Source organism: Candidatus Omnitrophota bacterium, assembly GCA_028716245.1.
Taxonomy (GTDB): Bacteria; Omnitrophota; Gorgyraeia; order Gygaellales; family Profunditerraquicolaceae; genus UBA6249.
Genome location: JAQUQW010000002.1, coordinates 162944 through 184319 on the forward strand (window position 1 = coordinate 162944; position 21376 = coordinate 184319).

The following is a 21376-nucleotide window of genomic DNA, read 5'->3' on the forward strand; positions in this document are numbered from 1 at the left end:
ATCCGGCTATGATAAATTGAAAAGGTTGCAAAAACCGTTTTTTCGAGGGATCTCAACAATATGAAACGCATAATCTTAAGTTTATTAATAATTTCTTTTTTATCCATCCAGCCGGCGTATTCCTATTGGATCTGGACCCCTAAGAGCGGCAAATGGGTAAACCCCAAAAATCTGCCCAAGGATAACCCTAAGGAGCAATTTGCGTATGCCAAGTCTTATTTTGATAATAATAAATACGAAGAGGCAAAGCGTGAATTCCGTAAATTGCTTAAGGCTTATCCTAAGTCTGCCGAGGCGGCGGAAAGCCAATATTATCTGGGTTTAGTCGAGGAACATCAGGGTAAACTATACGAAGCATTTCAGGCTTATCAACTGGTTATCGATAAGTATCCTTTTAGTGAGCGTATTCAGGAAATTATCGAGAAGGAATATAAAATCGCCGAGAAATTTATGGCCGGGGAAAAACGTAAAGCATTGGGCATAGATTTACCTGTGGATAATCCGGCAATTGAGATATTTGGAAAGGTGGTCGAAAATTCTACCTACGGGCCGCTGGCGCCAAAAGCGCAATATAAATTAGGCTTGGTTTTAAAAGGGTTGCTGCGTTATTACGAGGCGGAAGAGGAGTTTAATAAAGTGGTTTCCCGCTATCCGGATAGCGAATGGGCATCCGCGGCAAAATTTCAGATCGCCTCCTGTCGGGCCAGCCTGTCCAAAGGCTCAGCTTATGACCAGGGCGCAGCGCAGGAGGCAAAAGAAAGGTTCGAGGAGTTTGTGAAGGAGCATCCTGATGCCGTGCTTTCCCTGGACGCGCAGAAGAATATCGATCAGATCCGGGAGAAAGAGGCGCAAGCCAGCTATGATATTGGGCGTTTTTATGAGAAACAAAAAGCTTTTGATTCGGCAAAGATCTATTATAATGACATCATCAATAACCACGCAGAAAGCCCCTGGGCTAAGGAAGCGGCGGCTAGATTACAGATAATGGAGCAGAAAAATGAAAAAAAGAATTAAGTTTTCTTTATTCCTGATTAGCGTATCCTGCCTCTTGAGCGCTGTTTTGGCCGGTTGCGGCTATACTACCCGTTCAATGATTTCCGGAAAATACAAAACAATCTACATAACTCCTTTCCTGAATAAAGTAGATATAACTCAGGAGGTTTATTCTGCCAATAAATATCGTCTTTACCGGCCGATACTGGAAACAGATATCACCAAGAAGGTAATTAACCGCTATCTTTTCGACGGGAATCTCAAACCGGTGAAAGAGGATCGGGCGGATTTGGTGCTTAAAGGGGAATTGATTGAATACCGTAAAGACCCCTTAAGTTATACTGCAGATAATAATGATGTTACCGAATACCGCATCAATATTAACGTGAATTTAAGCCTCTGGGACACTAGAGAGAATAAACTGGTCTGGCAGGAGAATAATTTTAATGGTAACTATTCTTATTTTGTCAAAACTCCCACGATAAATCCAGGGAACGTGGTGGTGGTATCCGAAGATGCAGCGGTAACCAATGCTGTCGAGGATTTGGCCCGCCGGATTGTCGAGCGTACAGTTGAACAATGGTAATATGGTTTATTTGCTTATCGGCCAGGATATCGCGGCCAAAGAAACCCAGCTTAAGAAAATAAAGCAGGAACTCCTTCCAAAAGAGCTGCAAGATTTCAATCTCGATACCTTATACGCTAAAGAAGTAACCTTAAAAGATATCCAGGAGCGCCTTTTGGCCATTCCGCTAAAAAGCGCTAAAAGAATTATGGTGATTAAAGACGCGCATTTTCTTAACACGGAATCCCGCAATTTCCTCTTGAGCTATGCCAAAAAACCGCATCAACAATTAGTCCTGGTTTTGGATTTCCAGCAGCATGATTATAAGGATGAATTTATTAAGGCCGTATCCGCGCATGCCTCGATACTGCGTTTTAAGGAGATAACCGTTCCGGACACCTTTGTTTTAAACCGGCAGATTGAATTAAGGAAAACTGATTATGCCCTGCGCATATTAAATCAGCTCCTTAAGGAGGGAGAGGCCCCGGAGCGTATCCTCGGAGGCTTGCGTTTTGCCTGGGAAAAGCAGGATATTCAGACCCCGGCAGCCAAGCGGAAACTCAAGCTCCTGCTTAGCTGCGATATTGAAATAAAGACAGGCAGGTTGCGGCCTGCCTTTGCTTTGGAAAAATTAGTGGTTAGTTTATGCGGATTTGCTTAAGCGGCGCATCAGGCGTGATTTTTTGCGGTTAGCCGCCCCAGCGGGAATTATATTTTTCTTGGCCGCCTTATCTAGCTGGGAAAAGACCCTGGAAATAAATGTTTTGGCTTCAGCGACGCTTTTTTTAGCAATTAACTCCTGAAATTTTTTGACGGATTTTTTAAGTTGCACCTTGACCTTAAGATTACGGGTATGTTTTCTTTTATTTACGCGGTTGCTTTTTAATGATGTTTTGCGTCTTGGCATATATTCTCCTTGCCCACAAGGGCACACCCGCGCAATACCTTATAAGCGCGGGGTGTTTGGTTAATCGAAGGTAATATTATTAGCATAATTAATTGCCCATGTCAACAAACAAATATTCCTTAAATAGCCAGAATCACGCGGTTGCCCGTTCAGCCGGGGTGATTAGTTTGGCTACCCTTGCCTCGCGCATCCTGGGCTTTATCCGGGACATCGTTATCGCCCGGCTTTTTGGGATTTATGTTTATGCCCAGGCTTTTGTCATTGCTTTCCGCATACCCAACCTTTTTCGCGACCTGGTCGGTGAAGGAGCTTCTAATGCCGCGATTGTCCCGGTCTTAAGCGAATATAACCTTAAGCGCTCCAAAGAAGATTTCTGGGAGCTGGCCAATATCCTGCTTAACCTGCTGGTGGTTATCTTAAGCGTAATAACCATCCTGGGGATTATTTTTTCTCCGTTGATTGTGCGCCTGATTGCCCCCGGATTTATTGCTTCCCCGGATAAATTGCAGGCAACCATTAATTTAAACCGGATCATCTTCCCCTATATACTGCTTATCGGCCTGGCGGCTTATGCCATGGCTGTGCTTAACTCGCTGAAGAATTTTACGGTTTCGGCATTCGCGCCCTGCCTTTTAAATATTTCGATAATCATCTGCGCCATGCTTTTGGGGGAAGGTATAAAGGGCCTGGCGACCGGAGTTCTGCTTGGCGGCATCCTGCAGTTGGCAGTGCAGGTTCCGGTTTTATATAAGAAGGGATTGCGCCCAAAACTCAGCTTTTGTTTTAAACATCCCGGGTTAATCGAGATTAAAAGATTAATGCTCCCCCGGTTGGCCAGCTCCAGCATTTACCAGCTGAATAATTTTGTGGATTCGATTTTCGGTTCATTGGCAGTTGTTGTCGGGGAAGGAGGGGTAGCCGTGCTTTATTTTGCCTATCGGCTGATCCAGTTTCCCATCGGTATTTTTAGTAATGCCATTGCCCAGGCAATCCTGCCCACGTTCTCGACGCAGGTATTAGAAGAGAGCCGCGAGAACCTTAAAATCACCCTCTCCTGGGGATTACGCGCCGTTTTTTTTGTGATGTTGCCGATAAGCGCGCTTTTTATGGTTTTGGCCCAGCCTTTGGTTTTTACTTTTTTTGGCGGCGGCAGGTTTGATTCTCATTCGGGTTTCTTAACTAGCAATGCCTTATTTTTCTATAGTATCGGCTTGTGTGCTTACGGGGGTACAAAAATATTACAATGCTGTTTTTTTGCCCTCAGGGATACGGTTACTCCGACAAAAGTAGCCGGCCTTGCCCTGGTGATGAATATTATTCTTAATACGCTTTTGATGTTTCCGCTTAAGCTCGGCGGCCTGGCTTTGGCCACCTCGATTTCCGGAATAGTTGCTTTTTTCTTCTTGTTTTTCATTCTGGCCAGGCGCCTGGGGGGATTTGGAGAACCTCAAATATTATTTTCGTTTTTGCGTATTTTTGCCGCCGCCGTTTGTATGGCCGGGGTCTGTTTCCTGGTGAACCAGGCGTTAAACCTTGGCTGGGCGTTATTTTGCGGGGTTCTATCTTATATTGTTTTTTGTTTTCTTTTTGGCGTAGTTGAGTTAAAAGAGCTTATACGGAAATCTTTATGGGGAAGGCAGAGAATTTAAGAGAAAAGATTTTATCGGCTCCGGACTCTGCGGGTGTTTATTTGATGCGCGATAGCCGCGGAGAAGTGCTTTATGTCGGCAAGGCCAATTCACTGAAAAAGAGGCTTTTTAGTTATCTGGCTAAGGATTTAGACGATAAAACAGCGGCCTTAATGTCTAGGGTAACCAATCTGGAACTTAAGTTATCCGCTAATGAAGCGATGGCCTTATTACTGGAGGCCAGCCTTATCCATAATCTTAAACCCAAATACAATATTTCTCTTAAAGATGACAAAAGTTTTCCTTTGGTTAAAATTTCCGGCGAGGAATTTCCGTCAATTTCTATTACGCGTAAAAAAAATGGAGCTGCCGGACAATACCTGGGCCCCTATACCAACGCCAAACTCCTGAAAAATGCCCTTAAAATTATCCGGCATAGTTTTGGGTACCGCTCCTGCCGGCGCCTGCCCAAACAGAGCTGTATTTATTACCGGATCAATCTCTGCCCGGCTCCCTGTATCGGTAAGATCAGCCCTAAAGAATATAAGGCCCTCATTGATAAAATTATTTTTGTTTTAAAGGGCCGAACGGATTTGTTAATCCGCAAGCTGAATAAATCAATGCGGGATAAATCCCAAACTCAGGATTTTAAGGCAGCCGCCAGGATCCGCGATCAGATTATTGTTTTATCTGAAATGTCGGCAGCTCCGGGCAAATTCACCCGCCGGGGGGAATTAGAGGATTTAAAAAACAGGCTGGGTTTGAAAAATCTGCCTAAAAGGATCGAGGGGTTTGATATTTCCAATATTTCGGGAAAACAATCCGTTGGTTCAATGGTCAGTTTTAAAAATGGCAGCGCGGATAAAAATAACTACCGCCGTTTTCGCATAAAGACGTTTGCCGGGATTAATGATTATAAAATGCTTGCGGAGGTGGTGGCCCGGCGCTATAGTAGGCTGGCCAAGGAAAAGGCGGCCCTGCCGGATCTCCTGCTTATCGACGGAGGCAGGGGGCATCTTTTGGCCGCTTCTTCAGAATTAAGAAGGCTCAACCTTGCCATCCCCCTGGCGAGCATTGCTAAAGAAAAAGAGAATATTTATAGCAGCCGGAAATCTGGCGTTTTAGTTTTTCCTAAAGATACGCCAGCGATAAATTTAATCCGCCGCATACGCGATGAGGCGCATCGGTTTGCTTTGAGTTATCACCGTATCTTGCGCGGAAAAGAGATATTTAAAAAATGTTAACCCCGTTAGAGAAAAATCATACCCCAAGAGAACATGGTTCTTTAGCGGGGTTAAATTTTCAAAGGATAAGAGGGACCTTGTTTTATTTAAGCGTATTTTTGTTTTTTGCCGGCCTGCCGCTTATTCTTTCTTTTGCTTTAGGGTATAAATTTAACGCGCGTACTTTAAAATTCACCAAGACCGGGCTGATTTTTGTCAAGACCCAGCCCGACGGGGCAAAGATATACCTTAACGGGAAGCTTCTCCCCCAAAAAAGCCCGGCAAGTATGCAGGAGCTGGTCCCCGGTGTTTATAAAGTTACCATAGAATTAAAGCAGCATTATCCCTGGAAAGGGGAAGTCGATGTTGAGGCAGGCAAGATCAGCCGCCTGGATAAGGTTATCCTTTTTCCGTTGCGGCCCAACCTGCAGCAGTTAAACCAGGAAAAGTTTTCTTCTTTTCACATTGATACTGAAAAGAAACTAATTTATTATCTGGATCAGGAAAATAAGGTTGTTTACCGGTCGGATTTAGAGGCAAACAATTTTGAGGATGTGGCAAGCTTACCTGAAAAATTCACGCAGATTGCCGGTTGGCAGGTTTCTGAGGATAAAAGAAAACTGTTTGTTTTTAATCCGCATCAGATTAGCGTGGTTTTTTTTGATAATCAGGGTGATTATGGGTACCCGGATTCCCCCGTGTTCTTGGATTACCCGCAGGAGAAGATCGCCAATGTTTTTTGGCATTCGGACAGCTACCATTTAATCGTCCTGACCGACAGGCACGTCCAGGTAATTGAATCCAGGGCGAGGGCCTTGCCGGTTAATTTGGTGGAATTAAATAAGGAAGGGGCATCGGCATTTTATGACAGCCAAGAAAACGCGCTTTATTTTAGCGACAGCCAAAGAAGCCCCGATGGCAGTTTTTATAATAACCTGTATAAGCTGGATTTAAGCCCCAGTTTTCTTTTATTGGAAAGGTTGATGAAAAAGAAGGCAAATGGATAAGAGAGCATGCTTAAGGCGTATCTTTGAAATTATACCCGGAGGATTATCTTGGGGGATAATCATTTCGTTAATCCTGTTGTCTATTGTGCATCCGGTAGCCAGCGCGATAATAATTATTACTTTTGATTTCTATTGGATTATCCGTACGGTTTATCTGACCACTCTTTTGATTATGGCCCATCACCGGCTTTTCCGGCTTCGGGGCGAGGACTGGTTGCAGCGTTGTTTGAGTCTGCCCGAGGATAAAGGCTTCTTGCAGTTATATCAATTGGTCATATTTCCGGTTTATAATGAGGGCCTGGAGGTTTTGCGGCCGTCTTTGTCCTCTTTAAGCAGGAGCCATTATCCGAAAGAAAAGATCATCGTCGTTATGGCTTTTGAAGAACGCAATATCCACGCGCATGATAATGCTTTAGTTTTGGAAAAAGAATTTGGAGGCCGGTTCGGCGCCTATTTGTCCACCTTTCATCCTGATGGTTTAGCCGGCGATGCCCGTACCAAAGGGGCAAATGCCACCTGGAGCGCTAAAGCCGCCAGAAAGTTCATCGATAGCCGCAGGATTGCTTATGAAGATGTCGTCGTTTCCTGTTTTGATGCGGATACCTGTGTTGAACCGGAATATTTCGGCTGCCTGGCCTATCATTTCTTAACTTCCGATAAGAGGCATCAGGCAAGTTACCAGCCGATGCCGGTCTATAACAATAATATCTGGCAGGCGCCTTCCTTTGCCAGGTTAGTTGAAATCAGCAGTTCATTTTGCCAGTTGATCGAAAGCATGCGTTTGGAAAAGTTTGTTACCTTCTCCAGCCACAGCATGAGTTTTAAGACGCTGGTGGAGGTGGATTATTGGCCGACGAATATGATCTCCGATGATTCGGTGATCTATTGGAAAGGATACTTGCATTATAACGGAGATTACCGGGTGGTCCCGTTATATATTACGGTTTCCATGGATGTGGCTTACTCCAGCAATATCTGGCGGACCATTGTTGTGCAGTATAAGCAGAAGAGAAGATGGGCCTGGGGGGTGGAGAATTTTCCTTTTGTCGCAGACGGATTTATAAAAAATAAGAATATTCCGTTTTTCAATAAATTGAGGAGGTTATTCCATCTTTTAGAAAGCCATGTTACCTGGGCCGTCTGGGCGCTTATCCTGGTGGTGATCGGATACCTGCCCATGCTTTTTGGCGGGGCTTTTTTTAGCCAGATGGCCATTGCTTATAATTTACCGAAAATCACCGGGTTATTGTTCCAGTTCACTTTATTGACCAGTTTGACCTGGATATTTTTAAGCTGGACAATTTTACCGCCGCGGCCTAAAGGGGTCAGTTGGCTTAAGAATGTACTTTTGGTTTTGGAGTGGGTTTTTGTTCCGTTTATAATCTTGATTGTCGGATCCTTTCCGGCAATTGATGCCCAGAGCCGGCTGATGTTTGCCAAATATATGGAATTTAATCCTACGTTAAAAGGGGATAAGGTGTTATAATATTTTTTCACTCCGCGCTTATAAGGTATTGCGCGGGTGTGCCCTTGTGGGCAGGAGGAAAAATGGATATCAAGAAATTAATGCGAGAGATGGTGGACAGGAATGCCTCGGATCTTTTTTACCGGGCCGGAGGCACTCCTCGTCTGCGCATTGACGGCAAGATCGTTTCTATGGATACCAGGGTTTTAAGCGTAGAAGAGGTTATGTTTGCCACTGAACAACTGGCCAATACCAAGCAGTTGGAAGTTTTTAGAAACTACCTGGATGTGGATTTTGCAGTATACCTGGAGGAATTCGGCCGCCGTTTCCGGATAAGTATATTTACGCAAAGAAATTGGCCTTCAATTGTTATTCGAAATGTGCATAACACTATATCTACATTCGAAGAGCTGAACCTTCCTGCTGAAATATTTAAAAAACTCTCAATGGAAACCCGCGGCCTTGTGCTTATGACCGGAAGTATGGGCAGCGGCAAGTCCACCACGATTGCCAGCATGATCGAATATATCAATAATAACTCCAAAAAGCACATCTTAACTGCCGAGGAGCCGATTGAATTTACTTTCGAAGATAAACAGTCAATTATAAACCAGCGGGAACTGGGGGTCGATGTTACAACTTATTCTACCGCCCTGCGCGCCTTTACCTTGCAGAGCCCGGATGTGATGTTTATCGGCAATATCCGCGATTATGAAACCGTCTCTAGCGCTATAGCTGCTGCGGAGACCGGAGTTTTGGTCTTGAGTACTTTGCACACGATTAATGCTTCTCAGTCCGTGGAGAGATTGATTAACTTTTTTCCTCCACATCAGCATCAGGAGGTAAGGAATCAATTAGCCTCGCTGCTCAAAGGGGTAATTTCATTGCGCCTGGTGCCGGCCAAACACGGTATCGGAAGAGTCCCCGCTTATGAGATTATGCTTTTGACTCCCACGATCAGCCGCTTGATCCGCGAAGGGAAGATTTGGGAGATCCCCGATTTTATCGACGATGGAGCGGTATTCGGCATGCAGTCATTTACCCAGTCCTTGGTTAAATTAGTGCACGAAGGTAAAATAAGTCCAGAGGATGCCGCGCTTGCTGCGGATAGCCGCGAAGAATTTATGCTGGCTTACAAGGGGATCAAGAAATCTTAATAAAACAGTTTCCTCTTCAGCTTGGAAACTGTTTCGAAGCTAATCGGGAAATGGGGTCTAAGACACCCCGCGCTTATAAGGTATTGCGCGGGTGTGCCCCTTGCGGGCAAGGAGATAATTATGCTAGAAGAAATTAAAAGTAAGCTTAGTGAAATCGGAGTAAGGATTGAGAACCTACGAGGTTATCTTTGACGTTGCCGACAAAAAAAAGCGGATAGATATTTTATCCGGCCAGATGTCTTCTGAAGGATTCTGGAACAACACCGAACAGTCTACCAGGATAGTCAGGGAATTAAAGGATCTTAAAGCCACGGTTGAGCCATGGGAGTTAGCCAATAAAAAATACCAGGAGTTGGCCGAACTTATTCCCTTGCTTAAAGAAAATGATCAGGATCTGGTTTTAGATTTAACCAGCAATGCCACGGCCCTTGCGTCGATAATCGATAAATTGGAATTCCAGGTGCTTTTAGGCGGCAGGCTGGATAAGAATAGCACAATCTTAAGTATCAATGCCGGAGCCGGGGGCACGGAATCCTGCGATTGGGCAGGGATGCTCTTTAGGATGTACAGCCGTTTTGCGGAAAGGCATGGCTACAGCGTAAAGACAATTGATATTCTTGCCGGAGAAGAAGCGGGGATTAAAAATATAACTATTTTAATCGAAGGCCCGTATGCCTTTGGTTATTTAAAGGCAGAGCGCGGGGTGCACCGGTTAGTGCGCATTTCGCCTTTTGACGCTAATAAACGCAGGCACACCTCTTTTGCTTCCGTAGATGTGATCCCGGAAATAGAGGAAGAGCTGGATATAAAAATCGAGGAGAAAGACCTGCGTATCGATGTTTACCGGTCCAAGGGGGCCGGAGGCCAAAGCGTCAACACCACGGATTCAGCGGTGAGGATTACCCATATACCGACCGGGATCGTGGCGCAGTGCCAGAATGAGCGTTCGCAGTTTCAAAATAAACAGACGGCCTTAAAAATACTTAAGGCCCGTATTTATGAAGCCCAACAGGCGAAGAAGCAGGAAGAATTAAAACAGCAGGATGCGGATAAAAAGAAAATTGAGTGGGGCAGCCAGATCCGCTCTTATGTTTTGCATCCTTATAATTTGGTTAAAGACCACCGCACGGAGTTTGAAACCGGAGATAGTCAGAAAGTTTTAGACGGCGGCCTGGATGAATTTATCGAGGCTTTTCTTAAATATAGTGCCAATAAGTAGCTTGAGGTGTTTAAGGTGTTAGGTTTAATTAAAAAAATTATTCTGCAAAATAAACAGAATGCTATTGCCAGCAGGTTCCCTAATTTAAATATAACTTTGCATTCTGAGATGCCCAGCCCTTCGATGAATAAGATGGTTGAAGTAGCCAGGCTGGTTAATTTGGTGAATTCTTTGGAGCCTAAGATAAGCGCGCTTAGCGATGCGGCCTTGGCCGCCAAGTCCAATGAATTTAAAGAACATTTAAAAATTAAATCCGCACAATTTTCCCGGGAGCTGGAAGATTGGCATCAGTCCATGCTCAAGGTGGCTATCCCCGAAGAGAAGGAAAAATTAAAAGAAAAGTTAAAGAACAGCCGTAACAAGATCTTTGCCGATATATTGCCTGAGGCTTTTGCCGTGGTCAGGGAAGCCTCCAAGCGCACAATCGGCCTGAGGCATTTTGACGTGCAGATTGCCGGAGGGATTATCCTGCACGAAGGCCGGATCGCCGAGATGTCTACCGGAGAAGGAAAGACTTTGGTGGCTACCTTGGCGGCCTATCTCAATGCTTTATTAGGTAAAGGGGTGCATGTGGTTACCGTCAATGATTATCTTGCCCGGCGCGACCGCGAGTGGATGGGTCCGATTTATGAATTCTTGGGTTTATCCGTAGGCACTATCCAGCATGATATGAGCGATGAAGAAAGAAAGGCCGCTTATGCCTGCGATATAACTTATGGCACCAACAATGAATTTGGTTTTGATTATCTGCGCGATAATATGAAATATTCTATCCAGGAGCTGGTGCAGAGGCCTTTCTATTACGCGATCGTGGATGAGGTTGATTCGATATTAGTTGATGAGGCGCGCACCCCGTTGATTATTTCAGGCCCGGCGGAGGAGTCCACGGAAAAATATTACACTGCCAAAAAAATAGTCGAGCAATTAGATGGCCGCCGGGTTACGGAAAAAGACGAGATCGACGCAAAATATAAAGGGATCGACCTGGGCAAAGGATTTGATTATGTCGCCGATGAGAAGGCCCAGACCGTGGCCCTGACTGAAGCAGGAGAGATCAAGGCCTCCAAACTCTGGGGGCTAGATTCCCTGCATGCTTTAGAAACAATTGAATACCGGCACCATACGATCCAGGCTTTGCGGGCAAAAGAATTCTTTGAGCGCGATGTGGATTATGTAATTAAGGACGGCCAGGTAATTATCGTCGATGAATTTACGGGGCGCCTGATGCCCGGCCGGCGCTGGTCAGACGGGCTGCATCAGGCGGTTGAGTCTAAAGAAGGCTTAAAGATTGAGCGGGAGAACCAGACTTTAGCCACGATAACTTTTCAGAATTATTTCCGCATGTATGAGAAATTAGCGGGGATGACCGGCACTGCTTTTACCGAAGCCAGTGAATTTAAAAGCATTTATCAATTGGACGTGGTTGTTTTGCCCACCAACAAGGTTTTAGCGCGCAAGAACTATTCCGACCGTATTTATAAAACTGAAAAAGAAAAATTTAACGCTGTAGTCGATGAGATTGCCGAGCTGTACAATTTAGGCAAGCCCGTATTAGTCGGTACGATTACTATCGATAAATCCGAGAGGCTTTCTGAAATGCTCAAGCGCCGGGGGATTCCGCACCAGGTATTAAATGCCAAATACCATGAAATGGAAGCCCAGATTATCGCCCAGGCCGGCAGCTATAAAGCCGTAACGATTGCCACCAATATGGCCGGACGCGGCACGGACATACTTTTAGGAGGCAACCCTGAATTTATTGCCAAAAATGTGGCCAAAGAGAAATTAGATCCCCAGGATCCAAATTATCATAGCGAATATAAGAAGATACTCGAGCGTTATAAGTCCGAATCCGCTATTGAACATAATAAAGTAGTGGAATTAGGCGGGTTGCATGTTTTGGGTACAGAGCGCCATGAGGCCAGGCGGATTGATAACCAGTTGCGCGGCCGCAGCGGCCGCCAGGGGGATCCGGGTTCTTCGCGTTTTTATGTATCGTTGAAGGATGACCTTATGCGCCTGTTCGGCTCAGACAGGATTATCGGGTTGATGGATAAATTGGGCCTTGAGGAAGGCCAGGTTATCGAACACCCCTGGGTCAGCGGCTCCATTGAGATCGCCCAGCGCCGGGTTGAACAGCATAACTTTGAAATCAGGAAGCAGCTCTTAGAGTATGATAACGTAATGAATAAGCAAAGGGAGATTATTTACGGCCAGCGCCTGCAGATCCTGGAAGGTTTTTCTCTGAAAGAAAATATTATTGAAATTATTCCCAGGTTAGTGGATGATTATCTAAAAATTTACGATCAGGGGGATTCCTCTGGAGTGGATATAACCGGTTTGGTTAACTCGATAGTTTTAAATTTTGGCCTGGAGTTAGACGCGCAGGTATTTGTGAACCAGGGTAGCGAAGAATTGAAAGATAAATTAACCCAAAAGATACTTGAAGCTTATGAAAACAAAGAGAAGGCGATTGAACCGCAGCTGCTGCGTAATTTAGAACGCATGGTCTTCCTGCAGATTATCGATAGCAAATGGAAGGACCATCTTTATGCCATGGATAGCCTGCGCGAGGGCATTGGTTTGCGCGCCTATGGGCAAAGGGACCCTTTAATCGAGTATAAGCGGGAAGCCTTCGGAATGTTTAGCCAGATGATCGGGGCGATCGAAGAAGACGCGGTGCAGACTATTTTTAAATTACAGCCGGCCAAACCGGACAGGTTTCACGGTGTTTTTAGTTCTTTACCTAAAGAGCTTTCTCATCCAGAGGCAGATAAATTCCAGGCTTCTTTTCAGGAGGAAAGTGCTCCGGAATTAGCCGTCATGCCGCAGAAGCAGGCAGCTAAACCTGTTCAATCCCATCAACCTAAGGTAGGCCGTAATGACCCCTGTCCTTGCGGTTCGTCTAAGAAATATAAAAAATGTTGCGGAAAATGAGTGCTGTGATCCTGGCTGTCTTAGCCGCAGTCCTGTTGTCGCTTTCCTTCTCCAGTTTTAATCTTTGGTTATTTGGCTGGTGCGGTTTTATTCCTCTTTTTGTGGCGCTGGAAAATAAATCCCTGCGCCAGTCATTTATTGCTGCTTATCTGTGCGGAATTGTTTTCTGGAGCCTGACAATATACTGGCTTATCCATGTCACTTTAGCCGGCCAGATAGTTTTAATTCTCTATCTGGCTGTTTATCCGGCTATTTTTGGCGGTGTTTTTTATTTCTCCCGTTCTTTTTCACCGGCTGGCCGCCTGTTTTTTATGCCCGCATCCTGGGTATTATTGGAATATATCCGCAGCCATTTATTTACCGGATTTCCCTGGTCGCTCACCGGATTTTCACAATACAAAATTTTGCCGGTTATCCAAATTGCCGATGTTACCGGGGCCTGGGGAGTCAGTTTTTTGGTGGTCTTAGTTAACGTCGCGCTCTATCTAATTTTACGTAAACAATCAAGAGTAAAGGTTTTTTTAATCTGCGCGGCAATACTGTTTTTATCTTTGGCCTACGGATTTTATAAATTAAGTTATAAGCCTGATTTAGCCGGCAAGGGAAGGCGGTTAAAGATTTCCGTAGTCCAGGGCAATATCCCCCAATATTTAAAATGGAATAAACAGGCGGTTGATTTTATCTTAAATAATTATAAGGAATTGACGGCCGCAGCTGCTCAGGATAAGCCGGACCTGGTTATCTGGCCTGAGGCATCTGTGCCGGGGCTTTGGGGCCAGGATGATGCCGAATTCAAGCAGGTTTTTTCTTTAGCCAGCCGGCTAAAAATCAATTTATTAACCGGGGCGGTTTCGCGTTTTGGGCAGAGTTATTTTAATAGCGCCCTATTTATTGATAATTCGGGTGAGCCGATAGCAATTTATAATAAGCTCCATTTGGTGCCGTTTGGAGAATATGTGCCGTTTAAAAATATTTTCCCATTTTTGGAGACGATTGCCCCTATCGGGGACATCGAGCCCGGAAGGGATTACACTATATTTAGCCAGCCGGCTGATTTTGGCGTGCTCATTTGTTTTGAGGATCTGTTTCCCGAGTTATCCCGCCAGTTTATAAAAAGAGGCGCAAGATTTTTAGTGAATATTACCAACGACGCCTGGTATAAAGAGGGCAGCGCTCCTTACCAGCATTTTGCCGCTTCGGTTTTTAGGGCAGTTGAGAACCATGTCTATCTGGCCCGGGCAGCCAATACCGGTATCTCCGGGTTCATTGATCCCTGCGGCAGAATTTTATCACTAGTGGGGGATGCCCATGGCCGCGAAATTTTTGTAAAAGGTTACAGCAGCCAGGATATTTATTTAATACCGGCTAAGCGCACTTTTTACAGCCGTTACGGAGATGTCTTCATTATTTTTTGCCTGCTGCTTGAGTGTTTGATTATGGTATTTTCTCAACCACGAATTTATAAGATGCTAAAATATAACCATGCGCAATAGAAAATTTTTGATTTTTTTGCTGCTCTTGTCGCTTGGCGGCTGTACTGCGGTTAAAAAACCGGATTTAAACCGCTGGAACAGCCTGTCGGAATTAGGGCCGTTTAAAAAAAATGAGCGGGTTTTAATTTTAGCTCCGCATCCCGATGATGAAGCAATTGCTTGCGCCGGGGTTATCCAAAAGGCGCTTGCAGCCGGAGCCAAGGTGAAAGTGGCTTACTTGACCAACGGTGATCATAATGAGCTGGCGTTTATCGTCTATGAAAAAAGAATAACCGTCCGCCAGGGTGAGTTTATCCACATGGGGCAGGTGCGCCAGAAAGAAGCAATTAAAGCGATGAAATCTTTAGGACTTTCTGAAAATGACCTTGTTTTTTTGGGATACCCTGATTTTGGCACCTTTGAAATCTTTTGCAATTATTGGCGCAGCCAGCGGCCGTTTCGTGATCGCCTGACCCGCATATCCTATGTTCCCTACAAAAACAATCCTTCTTACGGGGCGCCATATTACGGAGAAAGTATTTTAAACGACCTGGTCAGCCAGATTTTAGATTACAAACCGGATAAAATATTTGTTTCGCATCCAGCCGATGTTAACGTGGATCATAAAGCATTATATCTGTTTCTCCAGGTTGCTTTGAGCGATTTAGAGACTAAGATCCTTAAGCCTAGAGTTTATCCATATCTGGTGCATTGTCTGGGCTGGCCCAAGCCGAGTTATTATCATCCGGAACTAGAACTGTATCCGCCGCATAAATTCATCGGCTCCAAGATTAATTGGCAACGCTTGGATTTGAGTCTTAAGGAACTGGATAAAAAATATCAGGCAATCCTTTTTTATAAAAGCCAGACGCAATCCAGCGCTTTTTATTTATTATCTTTTGCCAGGAAAAATGAGCTCTTTGGTGATTATCCGTTTTTAGAGCTGACCCCAAGAGCAAGATCAAAAGATAAGCCCGTCGCTTATCCGGATACTCTAAAAACATTTGGAATGACGCAGCCCGCGCAAGATTCCGAAGAATCCGATGCGGCCGAAGATCGGGGGCTGGTGAGCTACGCGCAGGAAAATAATAATTTTATTCTCCGCGTAGATACGCCTAAACAGCTTAGCAGCAGGTTTGGGGTAATGCTTTATATCTTTGGATACGCCAAGAATACCGCCTTTGCCCGGATGCCTAAAATTCGGATTATTACTGCGGGTAAGAAATTCAAGGTATTCAGCGCCGAAGATAAAGTTGTCAATTCCGGGGTTATCTTGAATCTTGGTAAAAACTATTTAATTTTAAGAGTTCCGCTTAAACTTCTAGGGGAACCGGATTACCTGCTTACATCGCTTAAGGTTTACCATGGTAATCTATCCGTTAACGCTATAGGTTACCGTAAGATAAAGATTAAATAGCACCCCGCACTTATAAGGAATTACGCGGGTATAGCCTTGTGGCCAAGGAGGGCGTATGTTAGAGCTAAAGATAGTAAAAATAGATAAGCCTCTTGATCTGAATTTTATTCTCGGGCAGGGACATTTTATCAAAATAGTAGAGGACCTTTATGAAGCTTTAGTTAATAGCGTCCCGGGAATAAAATTCGGCTTGGCATTTACCGAAGCTTCCGGAGCATGTAAAATAAGGTGCGAAGGCAATGATCCTGCCCTTAAAGAGTTAGCTTGTAAAAATGCGCTGGAGCTTGCCAGCGGGCACAGCTTTATTATTTTCTTAAAAGATGCCTATCCGATCAATGTTTTAAATGCCATAAAAAATACCCCGGAAGTATGTAATATATATTGCGCCACTGCTAACCCTGTGGAAGTAATTGTCGCAGAGAGCCAAAGCGGCCGGGGGATATTGGGGGTAATTGACGGCCTAAGCCCTAAGGGTGCAGAGAATGATTCGGATGTCGCCTGGCGCAAGGATCTGCTGCGTAAAATTGGCTATAAACTATAGCTATTGAAATTTAAAAGCAGTTTGCTATAATCTGACTAAATTAATGGATACTAAAAAAGTTCGTAAAAGCGCCGGCCGTTTTGCGGCATGGCTGGGATTAAATATATGTTCTTTGATTGTTAGGGTTATTCCTGCCGGCTGCCTCTATGCTTTTGCCAAAAACATTGCTGTTTTGGCTTATTTTTTTGCGAAAAAACAAAAAAAGATCGCTTTGGACAGCTTGAGCATTGCCTTTGGCAGGGAAAAATCCCGCCGGGAAATTGAAGAAATAGCCAGAAATTGTTTTATCTATATGGCTAAAAGCGCCGTTGAGCTGATGTTCCTTTTTGACAAGCCCCAGGCTTTAAGAGAACTGGTAGAAATTCAGGGCCGCCAAAATTTAGATAAAGCATTAGCTAACGGCCGCGGCGCGATTTTAGTCAGCGCGCATTTTGGTAATTTTCCGCTTCTTTTAGGAAGGCTGGCGCTGGAGGGATACAAAGCCGGCGGAATTATGCGGCCGATGCGCGATGCCAAAGTGGAGAAGATTTTTCTGGAGAAAAGGGACAAGTTTGGCGTGAAGACAATTTACAGCCAGCCGCGTAATGAATGCGTAAATAATACCATTGCCGCTTTGCGCAATAATGAATTGGTTTTTATCCCGATTGACCAGAATTTTGGGACCGGAGGGGTGTTCGTGAATTTTTTCGGAGAAAAAGCGGCAACGGCTACCGGCCCGGTAATTTTTGCGCAGAGGACAAAAGCTGCGCTTATTCCGTGTTTTATCCTCAGGCAGCCTGGTGATAAGCACAAGATAATTTTTGAAGCGGAATTGGAATTAAAAGAGGGCAAGGGCTCCCAGGATACCGTCTTGATAAATATTCAGAGGCTCACCGATATTATCGAGTCTTATATACGCAGATATCCTGCGGAGTGGGGTTGGATCCACCGCAGATGGAAGAGTAAGCCCAGTTAAAGGAGGTGTTCTGATGGCACAGGAAGAGAAAAAATGCTGTGGTACAGAGGAGAAATGTTGTGATCCTAAAAAAATGTTTTCTACGCTGCTTAAGGTTATTTTAGGTTTGGTATTTTTAGTTTTAGGGGGATTGGCAATTTATAAATTTTGGCCGGATCTTCTTACGATTATTAAAGGCGGAGTGGGTTTATTCCTGCTTTTAGCCGGCGTAATTACTTTAGCCATAGCTAAGGAGTAAAAATAAAAAGCCAGGTTTTTAAGCTGATTTCTTTGTTTCTGTTAGCCTTCTCCCTCGGCGCCTGCGCCAGTTTTTCCGGGATGAACGCGCATCAGGCTCTTTCCATAGGCATATTCTCCGCCTCAATATTAGGCACTCTTTTCTTCTGGGATTTCCGCCTCAGTTTTGCTTTTATCGGCACATCCGTATTGTTGATGACCAAGACCATCGATTTGGAGCATGTTATCGAATTCTCATCGCTTGAGGTCATCCTTTTTCTGGTGGGGATGATGGTGATTATCGGGTTGCTTAAAGACTCCGGAGTTTTCACCTGGATCGTCAGCCTTATCTTACGCATACATAAATTGACCGGTAGGAAATTCACCCTTTTTATCGCCCTCATTTCGTTTTTGCTTGCCTGCGCGGTATCCGAAGTAATCTCCATTATTTTCATCGTCGCGGCTATTCTGGAGGTCTGCGATTATTTTGAGGCTGATCCTGTCCCGTTTATTATAATCTCCGTTTTGTCTACCAATATTGGTTCGGCGGCAACGGTTTTAGGGAATCCTATCGGTATCCTGATTGCTTCTAAGTCCGGCTTGACATTTGAAGATTTTATCATCAAGGCTTTTCCGCTGGCCATAATTTGTTTACTGGCTGCTATTTTCATTTCCCTGTTTTGGTACAGAAAATCCATCAAATTTCTTAACGAGCAGATGAAAAAATTAGGGGCTAATGAGATATTAATCCGGCTGATTTCCGTACCTGCGGAGAAAAGCCTAAAGATAAGTTTGTGGATATTTGGGGTAATGCTTATTTTTATATCCCTGCACCATCGTCTGGAGATAGCCTGGGGCCTGCCGCCAAATACTGTTTTGTTGGTTGTGCCTTTGGTTGCCAGCGGCGCCGTAATGATCTGGAAGCATCAACGGGCCAGGAAGTTCATTGAAAAAGACGTGGAATGGTGGACCTTGCTTTTTTTCCTGCTCTTATTCGTGCAGGCAGGGACATTAAAGTATACCGGGGCGACTGTCTTTATCGCCAAGCATATGCTGGAGGCAACCGGGAATAATTTGAACTTTTTAATTTCTTCCATGCTTTGGGTAAGCACAATCGGCTCAAGCATCCTGGATAACGTGGTTTTGGTGGCAGCTTTTATCCCGGTGGTGCAGGGGTTCCAAAGTTTGAATATGAACCTACAGCCGTTATGGTGGGCTTTACTTTTTGGCGGCTGCCTGGGGGGCAATATTACTCTTGTCGGCTCTACCGCAAATATCGTGGCCATCGGTATTGTTGAAAAGGAAAAACGGATCAAGATAAGTTTCCTTACCTGGTTTTGGATTGGACTGTTGGTGGGTCTGGCCACCACTTTGATTGTTATGGCAGCGCTGGTCTTTTTGCCATTTTATAGATAGCTTGACAAACAGAAAAATCTGTGATAATTTGATATCTAATAAGGTATACTCTCTCGCTTAAACGCTTGAAAATTCCTATGAAATTTTCTGCGCAAGCTCGGGATAAATTCGCAGACGGCCTGAAGGCCTACGATTTAGGTCGTTGTACTCCGTAAGTCGTCTGCTCATTTAAAGGAGGCTAAGATGAATTTCAAAAAATTTGCGTTTTTGTCCGGTTTTATTATTTTAATTATGGTCACAACGCTGATTGCCTTTGCCGAGGAGCCTGCGGCGGCTCCGGCGGGTTCTGCGGCAGCTGCGGTTGAGCAACAGGCTGCGCCAAGAAGTGAAAATGAGATGCAGTGGGCTTGGGGAGAGGTAACAAATTTAGATGCGCAGGCAAAAACGCTTACCTTAAAGTACCTGGATTATGAGACTGATCAGGAGAAGGAGCTCGTTTTAAGCGTTGATGAAAAGACGACTTTTGAAAATATTAAAAGTTTCGATGAGATAAAAATAAACGATACTTTAAGTATAGATTATACGGTTGGCCCCGACGGTAAGAATATCGCCAAGAATATCAATTTTGAGAAACCGGATTCTTCGCCCGCTGCTCCTGCGCCGGCTGCGGAAAGTACCCAGCCAGCAGCCCAGCCAGCAGAAGCATCCAGCGGGTCATCTGCGCCAGCAGTAGTAGCAAATGCGCCAGCACCGGCAGAGGCAGCACCGGCAGCCGGCCAAGCCCAGTAATTATCCAGTAGCAATAGGAATCTCTCCGCAGTTAAAATAGGCAGGGCCTTAAAAACCCTGCCTAAATTTTGTGTTACAAAATTTAATTTTATTATGCAAAATATAAAACTGATTATTTTTGACTTAGACGGCACCCTGGTGGATGCTTATGCGGCGATAAACAGCAGCTTTAATTATGTGCTGGCCAGATTGGGATTAAAACCGCAAAGAGCAGATACCATCCGGCGCTCTGTGGGCTGGGGGGACCTGAATTTACTTAAACCGTATGTTCCAGAGAGGGATTTAAAGCGGGCTTTGGGCCTATACCGTAAACACCATAAACATAGCCTGCTTAAGCAGGCGCATCTTTATCCTTATGCCGGGTCTCTTTTGCGCCAGCTTAAAGCAGAAGGCTATAAATTGGCAGTAGCCAGTAATCGGCCGACCGAATTTTCCCTTATTTTGTTAAGGCATCTGCGGCTGATAGATTTATTTGATTATGTGCTTTGTGCCGATAAATTAAAATACGGCAAGCCTAATCCGGAAATATTAAATAAAATAATTAAGCGTTTTCCTTTTAAAAAATCACAGGTTTTATATGTAGGAGATATGGCCATTGATGCGCAGGCGGGCCGGCGCGCCAAGGTTAAGACAATAATCGTTACTGGTGGTTCCAGCAGTAACCTTGAGATCAAGAGAGAGAAGCCATTCAGAGTCATTCCTTCAATTGGCAAGGTTGCCGGGATATTAAAACGCAGTATTCATTAGGTTTCCCTTGACAGTCGGGTTAATCGGTAATATTATAAAAATAAGCATGAAGAAAAGTTTGCAATTACTTGGATGCGCGGTTACGTTGTTATTTCTGGCAGGGTGTTTTTCAACCAAGGCGCATTCTGTATTAGATAAGTCTTTGATGGGCCAGCCTCTTAGCCCATACACCGGAGCCCACGCTAAAATCGCACTTAACGATTTTGAATTAAAAACCTCCGGGATAGACGCGCAGGCCGGTTTGGCTCTGAAAGAATATTTAATCAGTATTTTAAATACTACCAAGCGTTTTGTGGTCGTTGTCCCGCAAGAGGCGGATTTAATCATCACCGTTGGAGTTATTGAGTTTATACCGGAGAGCTCAGGCGGAAAATCCGGTTTAGCCGGAGGTGGAAGCAGCGCCAGTAGTTTTATGGGAGGCCTGTTGGGGGAGGTTTTAAACAAAGCAAATATGCAATTGAGTTTGCGCATTATTGACCGGGTCAGTTCAACGGTGCTAAGCAGCCGGGACATCCAGAGCCAGGCGGTGGAAAATCCCGGGAAGAAAACAAAAACTCCCCGCGATAAGGTTTTTAAGGCAGGTTTAAGCGAATATGCCGGTAAGCCTATGGGTAAGGTTATCCATGATTGCTTGATTGAGGCAGGCCGTTATATCGCCCAAAACGTACCATTAAGTTATTATAACACCCCGCGCTAATAAGGTATTGCGCGGGTGTGCCCTTTTGGGCAAAAATTAAGGTGTAGTAGATATGGGAAAGAGAAAACGCAGGGGAAAACTTAAC

20 protein-coding genes are annotated in these 21376 nt (G+C 44.7%); 19 read left to right on the forward strand and 1 reads right to left on the reverse strand.

What is annotated here, in order from left to right; genetic code table 11:
* The first annotated feature begins 60 nt into the window (after window positions 1-60).
* Genes bamD through PHG87_04300 form a run of 3 tightly spaced genes read left to right on the forward strand, consistent with a single transcriptional unit; the run spans window position 61 to window position 2219 of the window.
* Entirely contained in the window at window positions 61-1014 is a 954-nt protein-coding gene (bamD, locus tag PHG87_04290) for an outer membrane protein assembly factor BamD (GenBank protein MDD5477406.1), read from the forward strand.
* Window positions 998-1579, forward strand: a complete 582-nt coding sequence (locus PHG87_04295) for an LptE family protein (protein MDD5477407.1) — start codon at window positions 998-1000, stop codon at window positions 1577-1579. The genes bamD and PHG87_04295 overlap by 17 nt, the downstream gene beginning before the upstream one ends.
* Before the next feature lies 1 nt (window position 1580).
* The gene (locus PHG87_04300; protein ID MDD5477408.1) at window positions 1581-2219 is read left to right on the forward strand and encodes a hypothetical protein; all 639 of its coding nucleotides are present in this window, start codon (window positions 1581-1583) and stop codon (window positions 2217-2219) included.
* On the opposite strand, the gene rpsT is transcribed toward PHG87_04300, so the two are convergent.
* On the reverse strand, window positions 2202-2465 hold the full coding sequence (gene rpsT, locus PHG87_04305; protein MDD5477409.1) for a 30S ribosomal protein S20: 264 nt from the start codon (window positions 2463-2465) through the stop codon (window positions 2202-2204). The two genes, PHG87_04300 and rpsT, sit on opposite strands and share 18 nt — an antisense overlap.
* A 98-nt stretch (window positions 2466-2563) precedes the next feature.
* Here rpsT and murJ point away from each other — a divergent pair, with 98 nt between their 5' ends.
* The 16 genes from murJ to PHG87_04385 all read left to right on the forward strand — a co-directional run bounded on the left by murJ (window position 2564) and on the right by PHG87_04385 (window position 21291).
* Window positions 2564-4114: a murein biosynthesis integral membrane protein MurJ gene (gene murJ, locus PHG87_04310; GenBank protein ID MDD5477410.1), complete on the forward strand. Its 1551-nt coding sequence runs from the start codon at window positions 2564-2566 to the stop codon at window positions 4112-4114.
* Window positions 4093-5337, forward strand: a complete 1245-nt coding sequence (locus PHG87_04315) for an excinuclease ABC subunit UvrC (GenBank protein MDD5477411.1) — start codon at window positions 4093-4095, stop codon at window positions 5335-5337. The genes murJ and PHG87_04315 overlap by 22 nt, the downstream gene beginning before the upstream one ends.
* The gene (locus tag PHG87_04320; GenBank protein MDD5477412.1) at window positions 5331-6323 is read left to right on the forward strand and encodes a PEGA domain-containing protein; all 993 of its coding nucleotides are present in this window, start codon (window positions 5331-5333) and stop codon (window positions 6321-6323) included. Before PHG87_04315 ends, PHG87_04320 begins: the two co-directional genes overlap by 7 nt.
* Window positions 6316-7809, forward strand: a complete 1494-nt coding sequence (locus PHG87_04325) for a glycosyltransferase family 2 protein (GenBank protein MDD5477413.1) — start codon at window positions 6316-6318, stop codon at window positions 7807-7809. Before PHG87_04320 ends, PHG87_04325 begins: the two co-directional genes overlap by 8 nt.
* 62 nt (window positions 7810-7871) lie before the next feature.
* Entirely contained in the window at window positions 7872-8945 is a 1074-nt protein-coding gene (locus tag PHG87_04330; GenBank protein ID MDD5477414.1) for a PilT/PilU family type 4a pilus ATPase, read from the forward strand.
* Window positions 8946-9065: 120 nt separating this feature from the next.
* Window positions 9066-10164 (forward strand): peptide chain release factor 2 gene (gene prfB, locus PHG87_04335; GenBank protein ID MDD5477415.1). Its coding sequence is split into 2 segments (ribosomal slippage): window positions 9066-9125 and window positions 9127-10164, totalling 1098 coding nucleotides; the frame shifts between segments, so codons are not numbered across the junction.
* Between the two features lie 6 nt (window positions 10165-10170).
* Window positions 10171-13101, forward strand: coding sequence for a preprotein translocase subunit SecA (gene secA, locus PHG87_04340; GenBank protein ID MDD5477416.1), 2931 nt, complete (start codon window positions 10171-10173; stop codon window positions 13099-13101).
* On the forward strand, window positions 13098-14594 hold the full coding sequence (gene lnt / locus PHG87_04345) for an apolipoprotein N-acyltransferase (GenBank protein ID MDD5477417.1): 1497 nt from the start codon (window positions 13098-13100) through the stop codon (window positions 14592-14594). Before secA ends, lnt begins: the two co-directional genes overlap by 4 nt.
* Window positions 14584-15990 carry a PIG-L family deacetylase gene (locus PHG87_04350; protein MDD5477418.1) on the forward strand — a complete coding sequence of 469 codons (1407 nt, stop codon included), beginning with the start codon at window positions 14584-14586 and terminating at the stop codon, window positions 15988-15990. Before lnt ends, PHG87_04350 begins: the two co-directional genes overlap by 11 nt.
* A 55-nt stretch (window positions 15991-16045) precedes the next feature.
* Window positions 16046-16531, forward strand: a complete 486-nt coding sequence (locus PHG87_04355) for an adenosine-specific kinase (protein ID MDD5477419.1) — start codon at window positions 16046-16048, stop codon at window positions 16529-16531.
* 43 nt (window positions 16532-16574) lie between these two features.
* On the forward strand, window positions 16575-17486 hold the full coding sequence (locus PHG87_04360; GenBank protein ID MDD5477420.1) for a lysophospholipid acyltransferase family protein: 912 nt from the start codon (window positions 16575-16577) through the stop codon (window positions 17484-17486).
* A 13-nt stretch (window positions 17487-17499) separates the two neighbouring features.
* Complete coding sequence (locus PHG87_04365; GenBank protein MDD5477421.1) at window positions 17500-17724, forward strand: hypothetical protein; 225 nt, start codon at window positions 17500-17502, stop codon at window positions 17722-17724.
* Window positions 17725-17756: 32 nt separating this feature from the next.
* On the forward strand, window positions 17757-19118 hold the full coding sequence (locus PHG87_04370) for an SLC13 family permease (GenBank protein ID MDD5477422.1): 1362 nt from the start codon (window positions 17757-17759) through the stop codon (window positions 19116-19118).
* Window positions 19119-19301: 183 nt separating this feature from the next.
* Window positions 19302-19847, forward strand: a complete 546-nt coding sequence (locus tag PHG87_04375) for a hypothetical protein (GenBank protein MDD5477423.1) — start codon at window positions 19302-19304, stop codon at window positions 19845-19847.
* A 93-nt stretch (window positions 19848-19940) separates the two neighbouring features.
* Window positions 19941-20594, forward strand: a complete 654-nt coding sequence (locus PHG87_04380; protein ID MDD5477424.1) for an HAD family hydrolase — start codon at window positions 19941-19943, stop codon at window positions 20592-20594.
* 46 nt (window positions 20595-20640) lie between these two features.
* Complete coding sequence (locus PHG87_04385) at window positions 20641-21291, forward strand: CsgG/HfaB family protein (GenBank protein ID MDD5477425.1); 651 nt, start codon at window positions 20641-20643, stop codon at window positions 21289-21291.
* Window positions 21292-21376: the final 85 nt, after the last annotated feature.

Coding starts and splice junctions, on each gene's coding strand:
- PHG87_04315 (MDD5477411.1), top strand. CDS start 4,093: ATGGGGAAGGCAGAGAATTTAAGAGAAAAGATTTTATCGGCTCCGGAC.
- murJ (MDD5477410.1), top strand. CDS start 2,564: ATGTCAACAAACAAATATTCCTTAAATAGCCAGAATCACGCGGTTGCC.
- PHG87_04300 (MDD5477408.1), top strand. CDS start 1,581: ATGGTTTATTTGCTTATCGGCCAGGATATCGCGGCCAAAGAAACCCAG.
- PHG87_04385 (MDD5477425.1), top strand. CDS start 20,641: ATGAAGAAAAGTTTGCAATTACTTGGATGCGCGGTTACGTTGTTATTT.
- PHG87_04325 (MDD5477413.1), top strand. CDS start 6,316: ATGGATAAGAGAGCATGCTTAAGGCGTATCTTTGAAATTATACCCGGA.
- PHG87_04375 (MDD5477423.1), top strand. CDS start 19,302: ATGAATTTCAAAAAATTTGCGTTTTTGTCCGGTTTTATTATTTTAATT.
- PHG87_04330 (MDD5477414.1), top strand. CDS start 7,872: ATGGATATCAAGAAATTAATGCGAGAGATGGTGGACAGGAATGCCTCG.
- rpsT (MDD5477409.1), bottom strand. CDS start 2,465: ATGCCAAGACGCAAAACATCATTAAAAAGCAACCGCGTAAATAAAAGA.
- lnt (MDD5477417.1), top strand. CDS start 13,098: ATGAGTGCTGTGATCCTGGCTGTCTTAGCCGCAGTCCTGTTGTCGCTT.
- PHG87_04295 (MDD5477407.1), top strand. CDS start 998: ATGAAAAAAAGAATTAAGTTTTCTTTATTCCTGATTAGCGTATCCTGC.
- bamD (MDD5477406.1), top strand. CDS start 61: ATGAAACGCATAATCTTAAGTTTATTAATAATTTCTTTTTTATCCATC.
- PHG87_04350 (MDD5477418.1), top strand. CDS start 14,584: ATGCGCAATAGAAAATTTTTGATTTTTTTGCTGCTCTTGTCGCTTGGC.
- PHG87_04320 (MDD5477412.1), top strand. CDS start 5,331: ATGTTAACCCCGTTAGAGAAAAATCATACCCCAAGAGAACATGGTTCT.
- PHG87_04365 (MDD5477421.1), top strand. CDS start 17,500: ATGGCACAGGAAGAGAAAAAATGCTGTGGTACAGAGGAGAAATGTTGT.
- PHG87_04355 (MDD5477419.1), top strand. CDS start 16,046: ATGTTAGAGCTAAAGATAGTAAAAATAGATAAGCCTCTTGATCTGAAT.
- PHG87_04380 (MDD5477424.1), top strand. CDS start 19,941: ATGCAAAATATAAAACTGATTATTTTTGACTTAGACGGCACCCTGGTG.
- PHG87_04360 (MDD5477420.1), top strand. CDS start 16,575: ATGGATACTAAAAAAGTTCGTAAAAGCGCCGGCCGTTTTGCGGCATGG.